At 68.8% G+C, this 23,718-nt stretch carries 19 protein-coding genes; 12 read left to right on the top strand and 7 right to left on the bottom strand.

From position 1 onward, the window contains the following. Positions 1–10 precede the first annotated feature (10 nt). Together MYF83_RS14740 and MYF83_RS14745 are read right to left on the bottom strand one after the other, a co-directional pair. Positions 11–1,552, bottom strand: coding sequence for an ABC transporter substrate-binding protein (locus MYF83_RS14740; protein ID WP_248960874.1), 1,542 nt, complete (start codon positions 1,550–1,552; stop codon positions 11–13). A gap of 5 nt (positions 1,553–1,557) precedes the next feature. Then, on the bottom strand, positions 1,558–2,679 hold the full coding sequence (locus tag MYF83_RS14745) for an LLM class flavin-dependent oxidoreductase (protein WP_248960875.1): 1,122 nt from the start codon (positions 2,677–2,679) through the stop codon (positions 1,558–1,560). Positions 2,680–3,088: 409 nt separating this feature from the next. Here MYF83_RS14745 and MYF83_RS14750 point away from each other — a divergent pair, with 409 nt between their 5' ends. The 3 genes from MYF83_RS14750 (at position 3,089) to MYF83_RS14760 (ending at position 6,234) form a co-directional block, all read left to right on the top strand. After that, positions 3,089–3,988 (top strand): LysR family transcriptional regulator, encoded by a 900-nt coding sequence (locus MYF83_RS14750; RefSeq protein ID WP_248960876.1) that lies wholly within the window; start codon positions 3,089–3,091, stop codon positions 3,986–3,988. Next, positions 3,988–4,500 carry a cupin domain-containing protein gene (locus tag MYF83_RS14755; RefSeq protein ID WP_248960877.1) on the top strand — a complete coding sequence of 171 codons (513 nt, stop codon included), beginning with the start codon at positions 3,988–3,990 and terminating at the stop codon, positions 4,498–4,500. Before MYF83_RS14750 ends, MYF83_RS14755 begins: the two co-directional genes overlap by 1 nt. Before the next feature lie 129 nt (positions 4,501–4,629). Next, a complete protein-coding gene (locus MYF83_RS14760) occupies positions 4,630–6,234 on the top strand; it encodes a rhodanese homology domain-containing protein (RefSeq protein WP_248960878.1) in 1,605 nt (534 codons plus the stop codon). 234 nt (positions 6,235–6,468) lie between these two features. Here MYF83_RS14760 and MYF83_RS14765 read toward each other — a convergent pair whose 3' ends face one another. The 4 genes from MYF83_RS14765 to MYF83_RS14780 all read right to left on the bottom strand — a co-directional run bounded on the left by MYF83_RS14765 (position 6,469) and on the right by MYF83_RS14780 (position 10,659). Further along, complete coding sequence (locus tag MYF83_RS14765; RefSeq protein WP_248960879.1) at positions 6,469–7,299, bottom strand: trypsin-like serine protease; 831 nt, start codon at positions 7,297–7,299, stop codon at positions 6,469–6,471. A gap of 166 nt (positions 7,300–7,465) precedes the next feature. Beyond that, entirely contained in the window at positions 7,466–8,416 is a 951-nt protein-coding gene (locus MYF83_RS14770; RefSeq protein ID WP_248960880.1) for an amidohydrolase family protein, read from the bottom strand. Positions 8,417–8,443: 27 nt separating this feature from the next. Then, entirely contained in the window at positions 8,444–9,607 is a 1,164-nt protein-coding gene (locus MYF83_RS14775; RefSeq protein ID WP_248960881.1) for an acyl-CoA dehydrogenase family protein, read from the bottom strand. Then, positions 9,604–10,659 carry an LLM class flavin-dependent oxidoreductase gene (locus MYF83_RS14780; protein ID WP_248960882.1) on the bottom strand — a complete coding sequence of 352 codons (1,056 nt, stop codon included), beginning with the start codon at positions 10,657–10,659 and terminating at the stop codon, positions 9,604–9,606. The genes MYF83_RS14775 and MYF83_RS14780 overlap by 4 nt, the downstream gene beginning before the upstream one ends. Before the next feature lie 777 nt (positions 10,660–11,436). On the opposite strand from MYF83_RS14780, the gene MYF83_RS14785 reads away from it, so the two are divergent. The 8 genes from MYF83_RS14785 to MYF83_RS14825 all read left to right on the top strand — a co-directional run bounded on the left by MYF83_RS14785 (position 11,437) and on the right by MYF83_RS14825 (position 18,970). Continuing rightward, positions 11,437–12,465: an aldo/keto reductase gene (locus MYF83_RS14785; RefSeq protein WP_248960884.1), complete on the top strand. Its 1,029-nt coding sequence runs from the start codon at positions 11,437–11,439 to the stop codon at positions 12,463–12,465. Between the two features lie 101 nt (positions 12,466–12,566). Further along, the gene (locus MYF83_RS14790) at positions 12,567–13,733 is read left to right on the top strand and encodes an acyl-CoA dehydrogenase family protein (RefSeq protein ID WP_248960885.1); all 1,167 of its coding nucleotides are present in this window, start codon (positions 12,567–12,569) and stop codon (positions 13,731–13,733) included. Next, complete coding sequence (locus tag MYF83_RS14795) at positions 13,714–14,553, top strand: ABC transporter permease (protein ID WP_248960886.1); 840 nt, start codon at positions 13,714–13,716, stop codon at positions 14,551–14,553. The genes MYF83_RS14790 and MYF83_RS14795 overlap by 20 nt, the downstream gene beginning before the upstream one ends. 1 nt (position 14,554) lies before the next feature. Next, positions 14,555–15,328, top strand: coding sequence for an ABC transporter ATP-binding protein (locus MYF83_RS14800; protein WP_248960887.1), 774 nt, complete (start codon positions 14,555–14,557; stop codon positions 15,326–15,328). Continuing rightward, on the top strand, positions 15,325–16,299 hold the full coding sequence (locus MYF83_RS14805) for an ABC transporter substrate-binding protein (protein ID WP_248960888.1): 975 nt from the start codon (positions 15,325–15,327) through the stop codon (positions 16,297–16,299). Before MYF83_RS14800 ends, MYF83_RS14805 begins: the two co-directional genes overlap by 4 nt. A 184-nt stretch (positions 16,300–16,483) precedes the next feature. Then, positions 16,484–16,990, top strand: coding sequence for a flavin reductase family protein (locus MYF83_RS14810; protein WP_248960889.1), 507 nt, complete (start codon positions 16,484–16,486; stop codon positions 16,988–16,990). 218 nt (positions 16,991–17,208) lie between these two features. After that, the gene (locus MYF83_RS14820; protein WP_248960890.1) at positions 17,209–18,201 is read left to right on the top strand and encodes an ABC transporter substrate-binding protein; all 993 of its coding nucleotides are present in this window, start codon (positions 17,209–17,211) and stop codon (positions 18,199–18,201) included. Positions 18,202–18,808: 607 nt separating this feature from the next. Next, positions 18,809–18,970: a hypothetical protein gene (locus MYF83_RS14825; protein WP_248960892.1), complete on the top strand. Its 162-nt coding sequence runs from the start codon at positions 18,809–18,811 to the stop codon at positions 18,968–18,970. Between the two features lie 661 nt (positions 18,971–19,631). On the opposite strand, the gene MYF83_RS14830 is transcribed toward MYF83_RS14825, so the two are convergent. After that, complete coding sequence (locus MYF83_RS14830) at positions 19,632–20,741, bottom strand: hypothetical protein (protein ID WP_248960893.1); 1,110 nt, start codon at positions 20,739–20,741, stop codon at positions 19,632–19,634. A 65-nt stretch (positions 20,742–20,806) separates the two neighbouring features. Between MYF83_RS14830 and MYF83_RS43745 the strand changes: the two genes are divergently transcribed. After that, positions 20,807–23,350, top strand: a complete 2,544-nt coding sequence (locus MYF83_RS43745) for a LuxR family transcriptional regulator (protein ID WP_248960894.1) — start codon at positions 20,807–20,809, stop codon at positions 23,348–23,350. The last annotated feature ends 368 nt before the right edge of the window (positions 23,351–23,718 follow it).

Genomic DNA, 23,718 nt, shown 5'->3' on the forward strand with positions numbered 1-23,718 from the left:
GACTGCTCCGTCACTTCTCTACCCAAACGCCCTCGAAGCGCTGGATGTCCACCCAGTGCTGCAGGCCATGCACCTTGGGGCTGTGCGCCGTGAAGCGCGTCACCGTGAACAGGAACACGTTCGGCATGTTCGTCACCGCGATCTTGGTGGCGGCCTGGATCGCCGCCGGGTAGGCGGGATCGGTCAGGGCGTACCCGCTTGCCTTCGCGACCGCCGCGGGCAGCGCCGCGGGGGTGGTCTTGCCGAGGTTCATCAAACCCTGTGGTCCGAACAGCACCTGCAGCGCTTGCACCGGCGACTGGCGGGCGTTGAACTGGTCGAGCGCGAACGGGTACCTGCGCGTGATGTAGTTGTTGGCGCCCGGCGTCTGAACCGTGAGCGTCGTCTGGATGCCGGCGGCGTTCAGCTGCTGCTGGATCAGTTCACCGACAGGGTCATCCGCCTTGCCCAGCGCGAGCTGGATATTGATGCCATTCGGGTATCCCGCCTCGGCCAGCAGCTGCTTCGCCTTGGTCACACTGTGCGGGTAGAGGTTGTCGAGCTCCGGGTTGTGGGCGACGTAGCCCTTGGGGAACGGCTGCCAGACCGGCTGGCCGTAGCCGAAGTTGGCCGTTTTGACCAGTGCCTGCCGGTCGATCGCCGTGCTGATCGCCTGGATGACCTTAGGGTTGTCGAACGGCTTCACCGTGTTGTTCACGTCGATGACGCGGACCGGCAGCACATCGGTCGTCTCGACCGGAAATCCGGCAGCCTTAACCCCGCTGACCTGTGATGCGGTGAAGTCCGCGACGTTGAACTGACCCGACTGGAGGCCCGCGACCGCAACGGACGGGTCAGGCGTCGGCTTGAGGATGAAGTTCGTGACGAGAATCTTGTCCGCGTTCCAGAACTTCGGGTTCTTCACCAGCGTCGCCTGCGACCCGGGCACGTAACTCTTCAAGATGAAGGGACCGGCGCCGACCGGCTGAGTGGCCAGCTTCGTGGCATCCTTCGACGCCGCCTGACTGACGATCTGCCCGGTCTTACCTGACAGCAGCAACGGGATCTGATAGTCCACCTGGGTGAGATGCAGCGTCACGTCGGTGGTGCTGTCGGCGGTGATGCTCTCGACGGTGGCCAGCTGCGGTGCGATTGTCGAGTCCTTCGCGGTCTTGCCGCGCTCCAGGCTCGCCTTGACGGCGGCCGCGTCGAGCTTCGTGCCGTCGGAGAAGGTCAGGCCCGGCCGTAGGTGGAAGGTGACCGAGCGGCCGTCCTTGGCGTACGTCCACGACTGCGCGAGGCCGGGCTGGGCCTCGCCCTTCGCATTCACCTCGGTGACTCCCTCGTAGACGAGAGTCAGCGCGTGGACGTCGTTGCCGATCGCGGAGGTCACCGGGTCCCAGGTCGACGGCAGCGACCACCCCCAGGTCAGGGTGTCGCCGCGCTGGTCGGCGGCCGACACCGCGGCGCCGCCGGACGAGGACACGTCGCTGCTGGATGCCTGGGAGGCGCAGCCTGAGAGCACGAGCGCCGCAACGCCAGCGATGCTGGCGGACTTGAAGGCCTTACCCACTCTTATCACCTTTGATCCTGACCCTGTCCTGCCCCTGCGGCGATGAGGACTTCTTCGCGGGCGGCCGCGCCGGTGCGCAGCAGCGGGACAAGCTCCTTGCCCCAGTCACGCACGTCCTGCAGAGGGTCGAAGCCGCGGATCAGGAAGTTCCGGATGCCGAGGTCGTAGTACTTCAGCAGTGCATCGACGATCTGCTGGGGCGTGCCGACCAGGGCGGTCGAGTTGCCGCCGCCGTCGGTCAGTTGAGTGACACCGAACCAGAGCCGCTCGTCGTGCACGAGCTTCTCGTTCGCCTTGTCCTTCAGCCGCTTCGCACCGACTGCTGTGTTCTTGCCGCGCCCAATCGGCCACGTCCGACCACGGCCTTGTGCGATGACGTTCTCGAAGGCTTGGCGGATTCCGTCGGCCTTCTCCCAGGCCGCGTCCTCCGTTTCGCCCACGATCGGGCGTACGGAGAGAGAGAAGTCGATCTGGCGACCGTGCTGTGCGGCCTCGGCGCGGATCAGTTCGATGCGTTCGCGCGTCTGCGCCAAGGGCTCACCCCACAGGGCGTACACATCGGCCCAACGGCCGCCCACCCGGATCGCGTCGTCGGACTGCCCACCGAAGAAGATCGGCACCTGCCCGTGAGGCTTGACCGAGCTGAACGCACCCTCGAAGCGATAGAACTCCCCCTCGTAGTCGAAGGGCTCGTCCGAGGTGAGGGTGCGCCGCAGGACGTCGATGAACTCCGCGGTGCGCCGGTAGCGCGCGTCCTTGCTCTCGAAATCTCCGTCGCGCCGCTGATCGGTGTCGCTCCCGCCGGTGATGTGGTGGATCGCGACGCGGCCCGCGCCGGTGAGGTTGTCCAGCGTCGCCAGCTTCCGCGCGGTCAAGGTGGGCTGGATGAATCCGGGCCGCTGGGCGATGAGAACGCCCAGACGCTCGGTGTTGTAGAGCACGTGGGCGGCGGCGGCGAAGCCCTCGGGCGAACTGGCGCTGTGAGCGACGAGCGCGCGGTCGAAACCGGCCTCCTCGTGAGCGCGGGCGAAGTCGGCAAGGTAGTCGGGGTCGACGACCGGCCCCCGCCAGCCGGCGCTTTCCGAGCCGTGGCTGGTCGAAACCATCCCCAGGATCTGGATCGACAATGTGCGAACCTTTCAAACGTGTGGACTGAGCCGTCTGGAACGGCGAGCTCGATGTGTAGTGGGCTGATGTCGCGTTCATCCAACAGACCCGGTTGATCCCCCCGGCGGCGCGCGTACTGACGCAGCCGCTCGCACCTGGCAGGCGGATGGCTGAACACGCAGGATCAGGGGGCGCAGAGGGTACAGCGCCGACCGACGGTGACGGTCAGATCAGCAATGGAGTACGGCGCGACGGTGGGCGCTACTTCGCTATCGACATCGTGTCTGATTCGCGGTGGCTGACTGGTTCACACCCATCAGCCTGCGGTCTTGCCCGCCGGACTGTCCAACGACGCTTTCTAATCATGGTCGATCACGTCAGGTGATAAATCCCCTTACATCCGGTAGGAATACTAGGTATACTTGGGGCATGAGCCGTACGCTGGACATCGCTCCGTTGCGCAGCTTCGTCGCTGTCGCCGACGCCGGCGGCTTCCAGCGCGCCGCCGACGCCTTGCACCTCAGTCAGGGGGCAGTGAGCCAGCACGTCCGCCGACTGGAGTCCGCGATCGGCCGCCCGTTGGTGGAGCGTCGCGGCCGCGGTTCCCGGTTCACCGCCGACGGCGAGAAGCTGCTGAGCCTGGCGCGAGGCATCCTGGCGCTCCACGACGAGGTGCTGCAGAGCTTTGACAACGAGGCCCGGGGGACTATCGTCATCGGCTCGACCGAACATGCGGCAGCCCAGTTGCTGCCGTCTCTGGCGACCGCCTTTGACGGGTCGGTGCCCCGCTACCGGGTCAAGTTCAGGATCGACCGCGGAACCAAACTTCGCGAGAGCTTCGCGACCGGACGCATCGATCTGGCCCTGTTCATCGGCCCTGCCGACGACCCGCGCGCCACGCAGGTCGGTGACTTGGACCTCGCCTGGTACTCCGCTCCTGCATGGTCGCCACCGAGGAAGGGCGAGCCGCTTCCGGTCGTCGCATTCGACAATCCCTGCGCACTTCGCGATCGTGCCCTCGGGACCCTGTCGCACCACTCGATCCCGTTCGTCATCGCCGCGGAGGCCAACCAGTTGGCCGGCGTGCAGGCCGCCGTCAGCGCCGGTGTCGGCGTGGCGCTGCTGGCGACCCTCGGACAGCCCCCGGAGGGCCTCGTGGCCCGCGACGATCTGCCGAGGCCAAAGCCTCTGCCGCTGGCGCTGTGGACTCGCCAGGGTGTCGCGCCAACAGTCTCCGAGCGAGTGTCGGATGCGCTCCGCCGCCTTCTGACGACCCCGGTCCTGACCGAGGCGCCACCGCACGACTTCGTACTCGCCAAAGGAGCCTGATGCCTGTTCAGCCGCCCGACGCAGCCGGCGGAGGCCTTGTTCGCACGCCCAGCGGCGTCCTTGTGCCCGCCGACATCGACCCGTTCCACCGGACCCTGCACCACGTCGCCCCGAGCGGCCTGATCGGCCAGACCTCTCAGACCTCGGGGATGAAGCGACTCGAGGCCATCAGCGGCAAGACGGTTGGTGCTGAGAACCTCTGGATGGGCCAGACCCATGTCGCCGCGTCAACGACGTCGGGCAACCACCACCACGGGGCATCCGAGACCGCGATCTACGTCGTGTCCGGGCACCCTGTCTTCGTCTTCCTGGACGTGGAGGGCGACGAACCGGTAGAACGACGGATCCAGACCAGCCCCGGCGACTACATCTTCGTGCCGCCGTTCGTCCCGCACCGCGAGGAGAACCCCGACCAGGAGACCGAAGCCATCGTCGTCATCGCTCGCACGACTCAGGAAGCGATCGTCGTGAACCTCGACGGACTCAACTGGTCCGAAGTCGAGATCCGCTGAGCCGACCGGTGCGGGCGCAGCCAACCAAGGACCTCGGGCGGGACCTTTGCCGGTGACGGTCGACGTGGGTTATGCGACCGCCGCCGGCACCGACGCAGCCGCACCAACGCCCGAAGGAGCCACCGGCCAATGAGCGGCAACGCCATACCACCGAACACCACCGACATCCCCGCCGCGCAGGTGCGCGCGCTGCTGCTGAGCCGAGACGAGGTCGTCATCGCCGACGTCCGCGAAGAAGCCGTGTACGCGCAGGGACACCCGCTATGGGCCGCCAACTTCCCCCTCTCCCGGCTGGAGTTGGACGCCTGGCGGCGCATCCCCCGCCGAGACACCCCCATTGTCGTCTACGGCGACGCGAACGCACCCACGCATCAGGCGATCGACGTTCTGCGACAGCTCGGCTACCTCCGGGTACACGCACTGCTGGGCGGACTCGACGGCTGGATCGCCTCCGGCGGCGAAATTTTCCAGGACGTCAACGTGCCCAGCAAAGCGTTCGGCGAACTGGTCGAGTCGATCAACCACACACCTTCCCTGACCGCACAGCGAGTACAGGCACTCATCGACTCCGACAAGCCCCCCGTCATCGTCGACGCGCGCCGCTTCGACGAGTTCCACACCATGAGCATCCCCACCGCCACCAGCATGCCCGGCGCGGAACTGGTGCTGCGCATACGCGAACTCGCCCCCGATCCCGCCACACCCATCGTCGTGAACTGCGCCGGGCGCACCCGCAGCATCATCGGCACCCAGTCCCTGATCAACGCGGGCCTACCCAACCCTGTGGCGGCGCTACGCAACGGCACCATCGGCTGGACCCTCGCCGGGCAGCAACTGGACCACGGAGCGACCAAAACAGCGCCGCACACCGTGGCGGAGTCACACCACTCGCTCGCCCTCGCCGGCGCCCGCACCATCGGCCAACGCGCCGGCGTCAGATTCATCCGCACGACCGACCTCCCCAGTTTGCACCGCCCTGACCGCACCACCTACGTCTTCGACGTCCGCTCAGCGGCCGAATTCACCAGCGGACACCTCGACGGCTCCCGCCACGCCCCCGGCGGGCAACTCGTCCAGGAGACCGACCACTACGCGCCGGTACGCGGCGCCCGTATCGTCCTCGTCGACGACGACGGGGTCCGCGCCGCGATGACCGGATCGTGGCTCGCCCAGATGGGCTGGGACACCTGGGCGATCAGCCCCGCTGCCCCCGAGGACCTCACCCGACAGGGCGAGGAGCCCAATCCCCTCCCAGAGCCGCCCCCGGTCGACACCGTCGACCCGGCGACCCTGCATACCTGGCTGGGCGCGAACCAGCCCCACACGGTGGTCATCGACGTCGCGCCCAGCCGGGACTACACCGCCGGGCACATCCCCGGCGCTTGGTACGCCATCCGAGCGCAACTGCGCGCCGCGCTCGGCGCGATCGGCCCTGCGGCCCGGTTCGTGATCACCTCACCGACCGGCGTGCAGGCGCACTTCGCCGCGGCATACCTACGCCAACTCACCCCCGCGCCGGTGTTCATCCTGGACGGCGGCACGGCGGCCTGGCGCACCGCCGCACCATTGGAATCGGACCCGGCGCGATACGCGGTTGATCCGACCGACCGGTACCGGCGCCCGTACGAGGGCACTGACAACGCCAAGACGGCCATGGAGGCGTACCTCGCGTGGGAGTTCGGCCTGGTCGAGCAACTCAAGCGGGACGGCACCCACCACTTCAGGGTGGTCTAGTGAGCCGTCACATGGCCATGCGGCAAGACCGGCTCATCGACTTCAACTCCGCCGCCGTCCTGGAGATGACGGCCAAGAACCGGTCCAAGCCACAGGTGTGGACCGACGACAAGGTCCACGCCTGGCAAGCCGACTTCCGCGCCCACCGGCAGCAGGAAAAGCAGCGCCGGGGCGGACGGCGTCCCTCCAGCGCCTTCACCGCCTACACCTACACCTCGGTCTACTCGCAGGTGGCTATGGCAAGGCGACGAACTGCTGGAGGAAGTTCCGGGCGCTGTCGCTGTCGGTGCGGTACGTCACGTTGGTGGCGTAGCAGGGAATGTCACCGGTGATCGTCGTTGCGGCGAGTACGAGCTTGCCGTCGAGGTTGATGAAGTTCGGGCCGCCGGAGTCGCCGTAGCAGGCGCCGCCGAGATCGCGGCTCTCGTTCATCGCGAGACGAACCCAGGTCTTGTTGAGGGCGTTGAAGTCGACCGGCGCCTTCATCCTCACGCCGCCACCCGGATGGGTCTGGCCGTCGGGTCCGTTCACCGCCTCCTGGGTGCCGTACCCCATGACCTGCCAGTCCTTGGCGTCGAGCGCGCGCGAGCCGAGTTCGGACAGCTGGTTGTGGTGTGGCAGGGTGGCGGGCACGAAGGGCCACCGCTGCGCGAGTTCGGCGGCCTGGCCCGCATTGAACTTGATGACCGCGATGTCGTGGCTGTCCGCTTGGTTGCCGGGGTAGCCCGGATCGGAGTAGGCGACGCCCTGGACGCCGACTCGTGCGGCGATCTGCTCCGGCGTCCCGCCGAGGGCGTTGGAGGCGTCGATCGCGCCCTGCACATCCTGGGCGAGGGAGACGTAGAACTTGGTGCCGGCCGGTCGGCCGACGGTGCAGTGGGCGGCGGTGAGGAAGACGCCCGTGGAGATCATCGTGCCCGTGCAGCTCCACCGGACGGCGTCCGGCGTGGCGGGGTCGTTGTCGCGGTCAGACTGCACGACGAGCGCTCCGACCTCGGTACGCTCGGGCGCCGGCTCCGCGTTGTACGAATTGATCGCCGAAGCGGGTGTTGCGGTGCCAAGCATGACCGCTGCGGTGACGGCGGCAAGTGACGCAAACAGAGCTGGACGGCTCACTACTTTCTCCACTGTTTGGGGGGATTCGTGCCAGTAGCTGACCACATGGGGGAGAAAAAGGGAAGATCCTCAAGCGGCCGGTCGCCCCATCGGGGCCGCCATCAGCTACCGGCGGTCATACTGGTTGGCCCGCGGGGCGGCGGATCAGCAGATTCTCGGCGTTGCCGCCGCGGATGAGCTCCTGGTCCTCCGGTGAGACGCCGGCATCCGTCAGGGCGGTAGTGACGCGCTGGTCGTCGGCGTCGACCTGATAAGGGAAGTCGCTGCCGAGCAGCACCCGACGGGCACCGAGGACAGAAGTCAAGTAGGCGATGTTCTGCGGGTCGAAGCCCATTGTGTCGAAGTAGACCTGCCAGCGGCCGTCGTCGGCAGCGAGGCCGCCGCGAGCGCGCCAGGTACCCGCAATGCCGAGCGCGCCGATGCCGAGCGTGGTGAACACGACCCGCAGCCCTGAGATGCTGTCGAGCAGGCCGCGGTGGATCAGGGACAGCAGCGCGACGCCGTTGGCCAAGCCCCTCCCGTAGGAGGAGCCGAGCTGACCGGCCTGCTCGATGAGAGTGGGCGTCAGACTGGTGCCGGTGGGGTGGACGAACACCGGTATGCCGAGATGCGCGGCCTCCTGGAGGGCCGGCACGGTCTCGGGGGCGCCGAGGAAGACGTCGGCCTTGGCCGAGTCTACGACGACGCCGGACAAGCCCAGCTCGTCGATGGCGCGGCGCACCTCCGCCGCGCCCTCCTCTCCAGCGAACGCGTCGATCGTGGCCAGCCCGAGCAGGCGGCCGGCGTGTGTGCGCACGCCGTCGGCGAGATACTCGTTCAGCTTCGAGATGTCCGCCAGGCGCGGCGGCGTGGTGTCGTAGTCGTCGAAGCGTGACGCCGCGGGAAGGCTGAGCACCCGGACGTCCACTTTGGCCTCGTCCGACACCTCGACGATGCGGTCGAAGCTCTTCACGATCTCGTTGTTGCGGAGCTGCCGGCGGCGGTGCTCCTCGGGGACCCAGGAGGCTGGCGGGGGGACCTGCTGGTCCGGGTGGCGATAGTGGGCGTGGATGTCTATCGAGGGCACGTCCATGGTCCTTTCAGGCTGGTCTTATCAGAAGAGACCGGTGGTCGGTGGTTCCATGTCGGTGAGCAGGAAGGCCCCGACCACGCCTGCCTTGTAGGCGCGGGGGTTGTGGTTGGCGACCGTCCGGGCGTTGCGCCAGTGCCGGTCCAGGTTGTGCTCGCGAAGCGCCGTGGAGCCGCCGCCGACGTCGAAGAGGAGTTCGGCGCTCTTCAAGGCCGATTCGACAGCAAGGAACTGAGCTTGCGCGACCTCGACGGACGCGTGGACCAGCAGCTCCGGTGCCGCGCCCTCCGCCAGGGCTCGGTCGATCGTGTCGGCGGCCCTCAGCACCCCCGCCTCGGCTGCGTAGGCGCGAGCGGCGATCTCGCCGACGGCATGCTGGACGTACGGATCGTCGACCGAGCGAGTGGCCGAGCTGTGCTTGATGGGGCGGGCGCGCTCCCGCGCGTACCCGACCGCGTCGTCGAGAGCGTTCCTGGCGATCCCCGCCTCCACCGCGGCGAGGAAGAGCTGCTGGAACGCGGTCGTGTGATTGCGCCTGCCCGGGGGCGGCTGCCGGTCCACGAACTCTTCTTCCGACACGATGACGTCGGTGAGCTCGGTGGTCCCGCTCGCCGTCAGGCGTTGTCCGATGCCGTCCCAGTCGTCGAGGAGGGTCAGCCCCTCCCGGTCGGTCGGCACCACGAACGAGACCGTCTGCCCCTCGTCGTTCACCGCTGAGACCGAGACCCAGTGGGCGTAGAGGGTGCCGGTGCTGTAAAACTTGCGGCCGTTCGCGCGGTAGGCGTCGCCGTCGCGGGTGACCCGGGTGCGGATGACCCCGTTGGCCGCGCCGATCTCCCCGTGCGCCAGCCCGAACAGGTCACCGGCGAGCACCCTCGGATACCAGCGCCGCTGCTCGGCATCTGAGGAGGTGCGGTTCAAGCTCTCCACGAAGCCGAAGTGGGGGCGTACGGACTGGGCGATGTTGGAGTCGGCGGCGGCCAGGTCGAGGATGAACTGGATCGTCTCTTGTACCGTGGCCCCCGGCCCGCCGTGCTCCCGGGGCACCCGGAAGGTGCCCAGCTGGAGCGCCGCGAGCTCCCGCACCAGCGCGTGCGGCATCTCCCGGACCCGCTCCCGTTCGGCCGCGCCCAGCCGTACTTTCCGCAGGTACTCCGCGGCGCGCGCTTTCAGTTCCTGGACTCTCATAGCAGCGGGAGCACTCCCTCGCCGAATCGGTATGCCTCTTCCAGCAGCGGAGCGCCGGAGACGATGAAGTGCCGGATGCCGGCGTCGACGTATTCCTGGATGCGCTCGGCGACCTCCTCGTGGCTGCCGACCAGAGCGGTGCTACCGCCGCCCCCGCCGACGAGGCCGAGACCGGACCAGATGGTGGGGTAGGGCCGTAGCCGTTCGCGGTCGATGACGCCCGGATTGAGGGACTGCACCCGCTGCTGCCCGATCGACTGGCGCTCGGCCAGTTCGCGCTGTCGCCGTGCGACCTGCTCGGGTGTCAGCCTGGACAGGATCCGGTCCGTCTCCGCCCAGGCGTCCTCCGAGCGGTCGCGAGAGATGACCTGGATGCGGATGCCGAACTCGACGCGGCGGCCGTACGTCTCGGCCAGCTTGGAGATGCGCTCGACATGCTCGGCCGCCATCGGAGGTGTTTCGCCGTACATGAGCTGCACGTCGGCGTGGGCGGCGCCCACGTGGGCCGCCTCCTCCGACAGGCCACCGAAGAACACGGTCGGCCGCCGGGAGATCGGCTGGCGCCGGCCGCCGCCGGACACCTGGTAGTAGTCGCCGGCGAAGTCGTACCGCTGCCCGGCGAACTCGGCCTCCAGGATCTGCACGAACTCTCTGGTGCGCTGGTAGCGCGTCTCCTTGGAGATCTCGTCGCCGTATGCCTGCTGCTCGTCCGGGTCACTGCCGGTGACGATGTTGATGTCGAGCCGGTCGTCGAACAGATACTGGAAGGTCTCGATCATCTGGGCGGTCAGTGTCGGCAGGGTGTAGCCGGTACGGAACGCCACGATGAACCGGATCGTCTGCGTGTCCTGCGCGGCCAAGGCTGCGGTGAGCCAGGTGTCCTTGGTGCCGTGGCCCGTCGCCAGCAGCAGCGACTCCAACCCGGCGGCCTCTGCCGCACGGGCTACATCCTTGATGTAGCGGGGGGTGGCCTCACGGATCCCTCTGTCGTCGGCATAGGCGCGCTGGTCCTGGTACATAGGAAGGAACCAGTGGAAGCTGGGCCTGGTCATGCGGTGCCCCGCCGCGCGTCGCTGATCTTGGATATTTCGGTCATGTCTTCCTCCTGTTGCGGTGCCTGCGGCGGCGCGTCGCCGGCCGACTGAAACAGCCATGTCATGAACGGCGGCGGGGTGTCGTTCAGGTGGTGGTTGCCGGCCTGTCCCTTCGTCTCCCGGCGTCTGGCCCGGCCGGGCGACCGAGGTGGTGATCGCCACGGACGCGAACGCGGCGGCGACCCAGGAGACGTGGGGGAGTCTTCTACTGGGTCATACTATAGTATTCCTATAGGAATTAGGGCAAACCGACCCTCGCTGACGGGGGGAGCAGGGCCGGCCAACCCTCCCCGGTTGCCGCTGGGTCCTGGCCCACCCCCCGTTGAGGGATCTCGGAATGTGGACACGACTTGATTTACTACATAACACGTAGGAAATATGGGGTTATGCCCCATGAGCTGCTGACCAACCGGCGCGCGATCGCCCTCCTTCGCTTAAGCGACGACCTCTGTGCATAGCTGATCCCTCGCAGGCCACCTGTCCGAGGCCGCACAGGTCCCGCAGAGCGCCCGGTTGTCGTGACTCCTCGCGGCCCTACGCTGCAGTGCTGCCTGCCCGCGTCCATGTGCACTGTCGGCGAACGGCTCGGAGCCGGCTCACCGGCGAGGCGTCACAACAACGTGCATGGCCCCGTTCGCCGCACACCTTGCAACTCACTACGGAAGGGCGCTGCGGCCAGGGCGAACCGCCCAGTGACCCAGATTCCCCGCTCTGCGCATTTTCCACGGAGACAACATGACCTACCGTCTACTCGGCCGCACCGGCGTGCACGTCAGCCCGCTGACTCTCGGGGCGATGAACTTCGGCGCCAACGGCAACCCCGACCATGCCGACAGCACCCGCATCATCCACGCGGCGCTGGATGCTGGAATCAACGTCATCGACACGGCCGACGTGTACTCGCAGGGCGAGTCCGAGGTGATCGTCGGAAAGGCGCTGGCCGACGGCCGCCGCGACGACGTCGTACTGGCCACAAAGTTCCATGGCGCCATTGGCGACGAGGTCAATCACCGGGGCAACTCGCGGCGGTGGATCCACAAGGCAGTCGAGGCGAGCCTGCGCCGGCTCGGCACCGATCACATCGACCTCTACCAGGTGCACCGTCCCGAGCCGGAGACCGACCTGGACGAGACCCTCGCGGCGCTCTCCGACCTGGTCCACCAGGGCAAGATCCGGTACTTCGGCACGTCGACGTTCGAGCCACACGAGATCGTCGAGGCACAGTGGACGGCCGAGCGGCGCGGCCGGGAGCGGCCCGTGACCGAACAACCGCCGTACTCGATCCTGGCACGCGGCGCCGAGCGGGCGGTGCTGCCGCTCGCCGAGAAGTACGGCTTGGGTGTGCTGCCGTGGAGCCCGCTGGCCGGCGGCTGGCTTTCCGGCCGGTATCGCAAGGGCCAGCAGGACCCCGCGCCCTCGCCTCGCCTGCGCCGCCAGCCCGGACGGCACGACCCTGAGCTATCCGCGAACAAGCTCAAGCGCGCTGCCGTCGAGGCACTGACCGAGCTGGCCGACGAGTCCGGGCTCTCACTGATTCACCTCTCCCTCGCCTTCGTCCTGCGCCACCCGGCTGTCAGCTCGGCGATCATCGGGCCGCGGACCCTGGACCATCTCGCCAGCCAGCTCGACGCGGTGAAGGTCACGCTCACCGACGACGTTCTAGACCGGATCGACGAGATCGTGCCGCCCGGCGTCACGATCAACCCAGCCGACGCCGGATACCAGCCGCCGTCGCTGCTGAATCCTGCTTACCGCCGATCCTGAGGGGACGTCCGAATGCCCGCCATCGAAATCCTGGCTTACCACTACGAGCCGGACCAGCAGGATCCGCTGAATCGCCAGGCGATCGCTCAGGCGGATTCGTCATGACCGTTGACCAGATCGCAGCGGGCACCGTACCGAGCAGGTTCGGCCCGGTGCCCGCGCATCCGGCGCTAGATCGGCTGCGAGTCGTCCTTGACGAGACGATCGCCCCGGCGGCGACCATTACCGACGCCCGCGGCGTACCCGCCTCCCACCTCGCCGCGCTGGCCGCCACCGGCCTGTTCGGCCTGGCCGTCCCACAGGCATACGGCGGGCTCGGGGCGCCGCCGGAAGTGGTCACCGAGGCGTGCGAACTGCTGGCCGGGGCCTGCCCGTCGACGTATCTGGTCGCCTCCCAGCACATCACCCCGATCCGGTGGATCCTCGACGGCGGCGGACCGCTACTGGACCTGCTGCCGGCGCTGGCCAGGGGCGAGCTCATTGGCGGCGCGGCGTACGGGCACGTGCGCAGCTGGCCCGCACGCCGGACGCTCAACGCCCGGCGAACTCCAGGCGGCTGGCGGTTCGATGGCGTGGCACCGTGGTTCTCCGGCGCGGGCCTGGTCGACGTCGTGCTGCTGGCGGCCGTCGCCGAGACCGAGCACTCGATCGTCTTCGCGGTCGTTGACCTACCCCAGCCGAGCCGGATCGACGCGGTGCCCCTCGATCTGGCGGCGATCGGCGGCTCTCGCACCGCCGCCCTCAGGGTCGGCGACCTGTTCGTGCCCGACGAGCGCGTCGTGCGGGTTGCGGACGTCGACGAGTGGCGGGCGGGCGATGCCCTGGACGGGCCGGTCACCGCACCTGGCGCGGCAGGCCTGGCTCGTGCGGCCGTGGAATACGCGTTGGCCCACAGCCCTGATAGTCCTGCGCTGCACACCCTCGCCGACGAGGTCGCCTTCATCCGCACGCTCGGCGTCGGCACGTCGAGCGCCGCCGACGCGGCCGACCTTGGGCGTGACAGGTTCTACTGGCGCGCCCGGTCGATCGACCTGGCTGTCCGGGCCACGAACGCGGCGATCGTCGCCCGCGGCGGAGCAGCTCTGCTGGCCGGCGAACCGGCGCAAGTGTGGGCCCGCGCAGCATTGTTCCTGCGGGTACGTGGTTTGTCGGAGCCTATCCGCGCGGCCCACCTCGGTCAGTTGGCCGAACCGCATCGCCACGCCAGTGCCGAGCCGTCGCCGGCTGGTCCGTTCTCCGGGGGATCCCATGATGCTCACCGCACCTGATAGCCGGGTCGAGCCGGCGGCGTCGGCCCAACACCCCGGCCCTTCGAAAGAACGCCGAGCCTGGTTCGGCCGGCTGCTGCCCATTACGCTGCCAGTCCTCTTAGTCGTCACTTGGCAGGTCGCGGCGCAGCTGCAGTGGATCGACACGGTTCTCATTCCCTCACCGCAGCAGGTGTTGCAGACGCTCGTCGAGGCGGCCGGCGACGGCTCGCTGTGGGAGAACGCACAGGCAAGTCTCCTGCGCTGGGGCAGCGGGTTCGCGATCGGCGGCGGCCTCGGCATCATGTTCGGCTCGCTGGTCGGTCTCTTCCGGCTCGCTGAGCAGATCCTGGACACGACGTTTCAGATGCTCCGCACGGTCCCGCACCTGGGCCTCATGCCACTGCTGATCCTCTGGCTGGGCCTCGGCGAGTCGCCGAAACTCGTCATGGTAGGCCTTGCCTCGTTCTTTCCGCTGTACCTGAACACCATGGCCGGCATCCGGAACGTGGATCGCAAGCTGGTGGAGGTCGGACGGGTGCACGGCCTCGGCACTGTCGAACTGCTGCGACGCGTCGTTCTACCGGCAGCGCTCCCGTCGATACTCGTCGGAGCACGGTACGGCCTCGGCAGCGCCTGGGTCGGCCTCATCGTCGCGGAGTTGATGGGAGCGACGAGCGGACTCGGGTTCATGCTGAGCGAGGGCCAAGCTCTGTCCCGAGTGGACATCGTGGTGGGCGGACTGATCATTTTCGCAATCGCGGGCAAGCTCGTCGACGTTCTCGTTCGAACTGCCGAACGGCGCTTCCTGCACAGCCGCGACACCTATCAGGGGGTGTGACATGGGCGTCGCGGTCAGCATGGAGAACGTGAGCCGGACGTTCAGCAGTTCCGGTGGCCCGGTGCGGGCGCTGGCGGACATAAGCCTCGACGTCGAATCGGGCAGCTTCGTCGCCCTGGTCGGACAGTCCGGCTGTGGCAAGTCCACCCTGCTGCGGGCGATCACCGGCCTCGACACCGGCTACACCGGAAGGCTCACCGTCGATGGCGAGCCGGTCACCGGCGTGGATTCCCATCGTGGCATCGCGTTCCAGGAGCCACGGCTCTTCCCATGGCTGTCGGTCGAACAGAACATCGGTTTTGGTCTGCGGCTGCCGACCAAGGAGCGGAACCAGCGGATCGCCGAACTTATAGAGATGGTCGAACTGACCGGCTTCGAGCGGGCCCGGCCGAGTCAGCTGTCCGGCGGGATGGCCCAGCGGGTGGCGATCGCCCGTGCTCTCGCCCCACGGCCCCGGGTACTCCTGCTCGACGAACCGTTCGGCGCGCTGGACGCGTTCACCCGGGCCCGGTTGCAGGACGCACTACAGGACATCTGGTTGCGCGAGGGCGTCACCGCCATCCTGGTCACCCACGACATCGAGGAAGCCGTAACGCTCGCCCAACGGGTCGTCGTGATGACCCCCCGCCCGGGCCGGATCCAGCAGGTCCTGGACATTGACCTGTCCTATCCCCGGAACCGCGCGGATCCGCAGGTCACCGAATACCGGCGCATGCTGCTCAAGGCGTTCCACCTGGACCGCTCGGCAGCGGTCCCCACACAGGAGATTCAATGAGACGACGTACCTTTTTTCAGGTCGGCATGGGGGTCGGCGCGGCCGCGTTCCTCGCCGCCTGCGGTAACAACGACAAGCCTTCGCCCACGGGCCTCCCCAGCGCCGTACGGGTGGGCACGATGGCGCCCTATATCGAACTGGCGGTGATGCAACAGCAACACTTTCTGGAAGACGCGCTGGGTCAGGGGGTCAACACCAGCTACCAGCCGCTGCTGTCGATGGTGCCGATGGCCACCGCGGTGGCCGGCGGCTCAATCGACATCGGGCACGGCAATACGCCGGTCTCCGCGATCGCCGCCGGCCAGAAGATCCGGATCGTGGCCACCTTCGAGAGGAACAACCATGGCCAGGGCTTCTTGGTACGCCCGGACGGCTCTGTAAAGAGCCTGGCGGACCTCAAGGGCAAGAAGATCGGCCAGCCTACGGCCGCGCCCAGTGTCCAGTTGAAGAAGGTGCTCGACAAGGCCGGGCTGACCCTTGATGACATCACGATCCTGCCGTTGGAGGCGAACGTCGGGGTTGCCGGGCTGACCCGCAGTGCCGTAGACGTCTATTCGGCATTCGACCCCTACTTCACCCAGGCCATCGCCGACAAAAAAGCCGTCGAGCTCGACCTCGGTGATGCCGCCATTCGCACCTACATTCCCGTCTGGGCTAATGCGGACTTCCTGGCCAAATATCCCGCCGCCGTTGAGCGGTACCTGGTCGCGCTGGAAAAGTCGATCGCCTGGATCGGCCAGAATCCAGACGAGACGGCCCAGCTCTACGCGAAGAACAACAAGCTCGATGTGGACCTGGCCAAGAGAATTCTCGGCAACCGGGATCGTAAGCTGGCCGTGCCGAACGATGAATATCTCGGCCAACTGGAGTACGAGGCGGATTTCCAGCTTCAGCAGGGCCTGATTAAAAAGAAGCCGGACTGGTCCGTCGTCGTCGACCGCAACTTGGCGCTGCACGCTCTGAGCGGGTGAAACACGTGCCGCGAGAGCAGTCTCGACTTGTAGGCCGCCGCCTGGCAATTCGCCACCGAGCGTCCGGTTCGGCCGCTCCGGCACGGAGATTCTCGGCATTTGGGTAGGTAATTGTGATCCTGATCGGCTGGGACGACCGGATCGCCCTTCAGGTGATCGGGCCGCTGGAGGAAGGGGTGGCCCGTTGACCGACACCCTGCCCGACCCTGGCGTGGACGGCGAGCAGTTCCGCAAGGCGCTGGCGGTGCACGCCTCCGGGGTGGTGGTGATCACCGCGCAGAATGAGGAGGTACCCGTCGGGCTGACCGCGACGTCGTTCTCCTCGGTCAGCCTGACACCGCCGCTAGTGTCCTTTTATGTGGGCCAGGCTTCGGCCACCTGGCCAGGGCTGCGCGCGGCCGATCATTTCGCGGTGAACGTGCTCACCAGCGAGCAGGCGGACCTTGCGGCCAGGTTCGCCCGTAAGGGCATCGACCGGTTCGCCGAGCCAACGCGGTGGCGTCCGGGCCGGTTCGGCGCGCCGCTGTTGCAGGACGCGTCGATGCATATGATCTGCCGCCCACACACGACGATCGAGGTCGGTGACCACGTGCTCGTCGTAGGCATGGTCATTGAGGTGTCGGTGTACGGCACCGGCCAACCGCTGCTGTACCACCAGGGCCGCTTCGGACGCTTCCTGCCTCATCCCTGATCATCTTCCCCCGGCGACGGCGTCGTTGACGGGTTCACCATCCAGGCACCGGTGCTGCCCGCCGACCTTGAGACCTTCGTTGACGACCTCGTGCCGCTGCTGCACGAGGAGGGTGGGTTCCCCCGGCAGTACCAGGAGTCCACCTTGCGCGAACGGTTCGCGCTACCGCTTTCGCCTCTCGGTCCCTCCCCATACCAAACCCACGAAGGAGCCCTGGCATGACAACAGCCGCCATCGACGACCAGCTTTACTACACGCGCTGCCCCGCTCCCACGGCCACAGGGCTCGCGACCGGGCTGGACCTGCTCGCCGGACCGCTTAGCGAGCGGGGCGTCACGACTACGGCGCTGCAGGACGTCGACGATCCCGAGCTGCGCAAGCGGCATTTCGACCACGGAATCACCAACCTGATCCGAGAAGGGGGGAACATCCCTGCGATATGGGCGCGCAGCACTGGCGCGCCGACCCGGCTGATCGGGATCACCTGGCTCGATGAGTATCAGGCCGTGGTCACCTCCGAGAGCGCGGCTCCGCGCGCCATCTCCGACCTCGCCGGCGGACGGGTCGCCGTGGTCAGGGGATCCACGCCGCTCATCGACGTCGGCCGCGCCTCCAGCGTCCGGGGAGTGCAGCAGGCGCTGAGTACGGCGGGCCTGAGCCTGGACGACGTCGAGCTCGTCGACACCACCCGGGGCGCGTCTTGGGGGGGAGGCGAGCACTTCGACGCGGAACTGGAGCTGCTGGCCGACGGCAAAGTCGACGCGGTCTGGCTCAAGGGCGCGGCGGGGGTACGGGCTGTCCGCGAACTCGGTCTTCGGGAGCTCCTGCGGATCGACCGGCTGGCCGATCCGCTGCGCCGGGTCAACAACGGCACCCCTCGTACCCTCACCGTCCGGCAGGAGCTCGTCGACGAGCGTCCTGAGCTGGTGCGGACGTACCTGCGGACCGTCAGCGACGCCTACTCCCGCGTCAGCGGAGATCGTGCCGCCCTCTGGCGGGCGCTGGCCAGTGAGACGTACCAGAGCGCCGAGGACGCCGAGATCGCTTACGCCGAGGTCCACTCCAGCAGCCTGGTGCCGTCGCTGAGCCCGGACAGGATCGCCGCGCTGCAGGATCAAGCCGACTTCCTCCACCGCCACGGGTTCATTCCGGCACCGGTCGACGTGGCCGCATGGTCGCTCGACCTCCACCTCGTTTCGGCCATCGGCTGAGCGCCTGGTCCACTCCGGTTCGAGAGGACGCCACGGCGCGGCCGGAGTCACTGGATTTCGCCGACGCGGCGGCGGCGCTGCTTCGCCTCTCTCGCCGGTGTCTTCGCCAGACTGGTCGGCCTCGCTGGCCACGGCCAAGCAGGCACGCCGGTCGAGGCTACGGCGATCACTTTCGAGCAGAAGAAGTGGCTGGATCATGGCGGCCGTGCTGATGTGTGCGGTGGGCGGACTTTCCGGCTGTGCCACAACGGCTTCCTCGGTGACAGCCACGTCCCCCTCGACAGCAGTCGCGTCCTCCTCGGCACCAGAAGGGCAGGGGCGTCCCGGTGGCTTCGCCGGTGGTCCGCGATCCGGCGGTGGCGGCGGGGGATCCAACGCTCGATCTGGTCCGGCGGCAGGAGGATCAGTCGGCACGGTCAGCAGCGTGTCCTCGTCGAGCTTCACATTTTCGACATCAGGGGGTCAGAAGATCACTGTCAACCGGACGTCCCCCACGACGTACCAGAAGGGGACGAGCTCGGCGTCGGCGAGTGAGGTCACGACAGGCGAACCCGTCCTCGTCCTTGGGACGGTCAACGGAACGACCATCGCGGCCACGCAGGTCACCGTGCAACCGACCGGCGGCGACTCTTCCACCGCGAACCAGGTGGTCCCCTTCAAGCGCGGTGCGCCGAGCGAGGCGAAGAAGGTCGGCCCGGCGCTGGAGCGGCTGGATGAGATTCCCGGTATCGCTCCGCACGTGTGGACGCGGATCGGGTGGCGAGCGTGATCTTCACCATGTCACTCATGCCAGGCAGGATGCCACCCCCCTTTGGCGAGCGTCCCCGCCCGGCCTCTGACGATCTCATCGGCGTAGGAGCAGGCGAAGGAGCCGCCAAGCCCTGCCCACGGCGCGCCTGATCGGCGGAGTACCAAGGCTCCCCGCTTCCTCCCGGCAGGCCGCCGGCCCCGCACGTCCACCGCTCGGCGTAGCAGGCGGACGGCCCCCGCGCCGACGCGATGCGGGGAGCGGGGGCCGGAGGTGTGTCGGCAGCGCTGGTGACGTGCGGGCTGTGGTTCTCGCCGCCCCAGCGGCGGTCCTGGACCACCCTGGCGCCGTCGGCGTGGTCCACATTGGCTACGTCCGGGCACATACGACTGACGCTTACGAGGTTCGGCGACGCCAGATCTGGTGCTGTGCGCGGCGACGATCTCGTAGTAGGTGGTTTCGGCGTGGGCGGCCCCGATTCCGGTGAGGGGGAGGCCGGCGATCGCGGTCGAGGCGATGACGAGGGCACGGCGGACTGATGCGAAGGACATGATCATCTTCCTTTCATGTGATCCAGAGTGGGTGTGAGGAGCGGATTCCTCATGAGTAGGGCCTAGTGATTTCCGGGTCTCGGGTTCTTGGCGGCCCCGGGGCCCGTTCGGGCCTGAGCCCGCCGCGGTGGTCAGCATCCGTCGCAGAGGCGCAACGACCGCCCCAGGTCAACGATGAATCGGGCGAGTCCGGCCCGTTTGCGGAACAGGTCGTTCAGCTCGGGGGTGGGTTCATGGTCTAGGAGCTCCAAGGGGATCGCGGTCCACGCGCTGCGCAGCACGAGCGCGGCGACGTAGCCGAAGGAGACCTCGCAGGGGTCCGCGATCCCGGCCGTCGCGGCGACGTACGCGGCCTCGATCACCTCGTGGACGGCGGGCAGGTCCGCGGGGTCGAGCTCGCCGGTGTGCGCCCGGCCGACCACGAGCTGACCGAGGTCGAAGCCCACGGCCGCCGGGTGCGGCCAGCTCCAGTCGACGGCCACGAACTCCGCCGAGCCGTCGGACGGGACCAGCAGGTTCATGGGGCCGGCGTCGCCGTGGACGAGGGTGTGCGGGAGGCGGTCCAGCGCCTCGAGCAGCGGGCCGATCCGGTCGGTGAGGGCCAGCAGGTCGGCGTGGAGCAGGGGGTCGGCGTGCCGGGCGACGAGAGGGTGGCGCCACGTCGCCGGGTTCCGCAGGATCGGCAGGAACAGGTTGGCGACCGGACCCGCGCAGTACCAGCGGAGTCCACGGTTGAGCGGCTCGCGCGGCACCGACGACCGGCCCGCCACGGGCCATGCGACGGCCAGGTCGCCGAGCAGGCGGGCGGCGGCGCGGTAGCGGTCCAGATCCCACGTGGTGGGCGCGACCCGCACGTCCTCCAGCCACATCACGAGCCGGTCGTCTCCCAGGTCGTCCAGCCGGTACATGCGCGGCAGCCGCAGCCCGCCGGGAAGCGGTCGGCGGGCCAGGTAGGCGTCCGCGTCGGCCCGCCAGGGGAACTGCGCCAGCGCGTCGGCCCGCATCCCCTCGGGCATTTTCGCGAACCAGGCCGAGTGCTTGATCGCGTGGATCGACTTGACGAAGAACGACCAGCTCACGCCGCTGGTCGTCGTGCCGCGCACGCGGTGGAGTGAGGCCGTCGACAGCGCCCCGGAACCGTGGTGGAGGGGCTCGACGTGCTGCTCGGCGATCTCGGCCAGCGGATCGCCGAGGCTCGCGCGGACGAGGTCCGTCAGGCCGGTGGCCGGTGTCATGGTCATGGGCCCAGCCTGCCGCGCGGAATATGCCCTCGCATGAGCACGGCCTACTCAAATACGCTTTCGCCGTGGCAGCCTCCTGGCCGTTCATTGGGCGTACAGCGCAGCTGGCGGCGATCAGGTCCGCCAACCGAGGTGTGGTCGTCGCCGGCCCGCCGGGGACGGGCAAGAGCCGCCTGGTGGCGCAGGCCGTACACGATCTCGACCGGGTCGCCTGGGCGCGGGCCACCGCGTCCGCAGGGGAGCTCCCGCTCGGCGCCTTCGCCCCGCTGCTGCCTGCCATACCGCCCACCGGCAACCCGCTGGGCTGGGCTGCCGCCGCGCTGCGCGCGCCGGTGCTGGTGGTGGACGACGCCCACCTGCTCGACCCGGTCTCGGCCGCGCTCGTCCACCACCTCGTGACGCGGGGCGGCACCCGTGTGATCGCGACGCTCCGCAGCCGGACACCAGCGCCGGACGCGGTGCTCGCACTGTGGAAGGACGACCTGGTGCCGCGACTGGAGCTGGAGCCGTTCTCCCTGGAGGAGACCGCGGCCGTCCTGGAGGCCGCCATGGGCGGCCGGGTGGAGGCCGCGACCGTGGCCAGGCTGTGGCGCGCCAGCCAGGGCAACGCGCTCTACCTGCACGAGCTGGTACTGTCCGGGATCCTCACCGAGGACGGGGACGTGTGGCGCTGGCGTGGACCGCTGACGATCACGCCCACGCTGCGCGAGACCATCGCCGCCCGCATCGGCGAGCTGACCGCGCGTGAGCGGGAGACGCTGGAGCTCCTGGCCTACGGCGAGCCGCTCGGCGCCGACCTGCTGGCCGTCCTCGGGTCCCTCGACGCCGTCCAGCACCTGGAGGACCGGCAGCTCGTCACCGTGCAGCGGGACGGCCAGCGGCTCCAGGTACGGCTCGCGCACCCCCTGTACGGCGAGGTCATCAGGGACGGTTGCGGCATGCTGCGCGCCCGCACGATGACGCGCCGGCTGGCTCAGGCGGTCACCGAGGCCGGGTTACGACGGCGCGAGGACGTGCTCAGGGTGGCGGTCTGGCGGCTGGACGGCGGCATGACCGGCGATCCCGGGCTGCTGCTGGCCGGGTGCGAGCGCGCCAGGGTCATCCGCGACCTGGAGCTGGCCGTACGGCTCGGACGCGCGGCCGTGGCCGCAGGCGGCGGAACGCCCGCGCTGGCCGCGCTCGGCACCGTGCTGTTCTACACCGACCGGCACGCCGAGGCAGAGGAGATGTACGCCACCGCCTGGGCAGTGGAGATGAGCGAGACGGCCCGGATCGACCTCGGCGTGCAGCGCGCGCTGAACCTGACCGTCGGGCTCGGAGACGTTCCGCGGGCACGAGCCGTCCTGGAAGAGACCACCCGGCTGGCCCGCGGTGTCGACGGCCGGCAGGGCACCTTCATCATGCGGGCCGTCCTGGCCACCCTCACCGGCGACATCGCCGCCGCCGAGGACCTGCTGGCGCGGACGCGGGACATGGGCCCGCTCAGCCCACACGGCGAACGCATGATCGCCGGGGCCGAGGCGGCCGTCCTACTGGCGCGGGGCCGGCCCGCCGAATGCCTGGCCCGCGTGAAGGAGGCCGGCGCCCGGCTCGCGAAGGAGCCCGACGCCATGCGCAGCCTGTCCGCCGCTCTGACCGGGCATGCCGCGAACGCCGCGCTGCTGCTCGGCGATCTGGACGCCGCCGAGCGACTCGCCGATGAGGGATACGGCCTGGGGGGCCAGTTCGGCAGCTGGACGCGGGCGATCCTGGAGTTCGGCGCGGCGAAGGCCCGCGTACTGCGGCTGCGCGGCCGGCTCACCGACGCCCTCGACTGGGCCCGCGACACCGTCGTGCGGCTGCCCACCCGCAGCGTGCTGGCCGGAGCCTGCCTGGGCGAGCTCGCGCACGCGTACGCGCTGCTCGGTGACGTCGCCGCGGCCGAGGAGGCCCTGGCGCGCGCGGAGGCCACGGGTATGCCGATCGGCCCGTACGTCGTCCTGCCCCTCCGCTTCGCCAAGGCATGGACCCGGGCCGGGCGCGGCGACATCGCCGGGGCCGTCGAGATCTGCCTGGAGGCCGCCGAGAGCGCGTTGCCTTGCGACGTGCCGTTCGCGCTGCACGACGTCGTGCGGCTGGGCCGTCCCGACCTCGTGTCCGCACGGCTCGCCGCACTCGACGTGGAGAGTCCGTTGGTCACCCTTTTCGCGCGGCATGCCGCCGCCCGCGACGGCGCGGAGCTCGACGCGGTCTCGGAAGGCTTCGAACGGCTCGGCCTGCTGCTGTACGCGGCCGAGGCGGCGGCGCAGGCAGCCGCCCGCCATCGCGAGTCCGGGCGGTGGCGCGGCACACGGGCGGCGGAGACGCGGGCCTGGCGGCTCTCCCAGCGCTGCCCGGGTGCCCGTACGCTCGCGCTGATGGACCTCGACGTCCCCCGTCTGACGCCGAGGCAGCGCGAGATCGCCGTGCTGGCCGCCCAGGGGCTGACGAACCGCGAGATCGCCGAGCGGCTCGTCGTTTCCGTCCGCACCGTGGCCAACACGCTGTACGCCGTCTACGACAAGACCGGCGTCAACGATCGCACCGCCCTCTCCGCCCTCCTGAACGGGGTCGGAGGGCTAGCAGTATGAGGCCAGACGCGGCATTGTCCCTTGTCGAGCCGACCCCTACGATCCGGGCATGTCGATCACCCACGAGTACGCCTATGCCTCTCCCTCCCGTCCTCCGAAGAGCGTGGTATCGCTCGGCTGACGAGGCGTACGACCTTACAGGGCCGGGAGGCAACGCCCCTTCAGGTGGCACGTCTTCGATGCACAGGGACAGCACCTGCAAGAGTTCAGTACCTACGAGGACGGACTCGTGTGGATCAAGACGCAAACGCGCGCTCAAGCACCGCCCGGACGGGCACACACGGACCGTGCCCTGTCCGCCCCCGCTGACCAGGATTCTCCGGGCTCACCTCGCCGCCAAGTACGGCAAGGGTCCAGACGGACGGCTG

It is taken from the genome of Sphaerisporangium perillae (genome assembly GCF_023276435.1).
GTDB lineage: Bacteria > Actinomycetota > Actinomycetes > Streptosporangiales > Streptosporangiaceae > Sphaerisporangium > Sphaerisporangium perillae.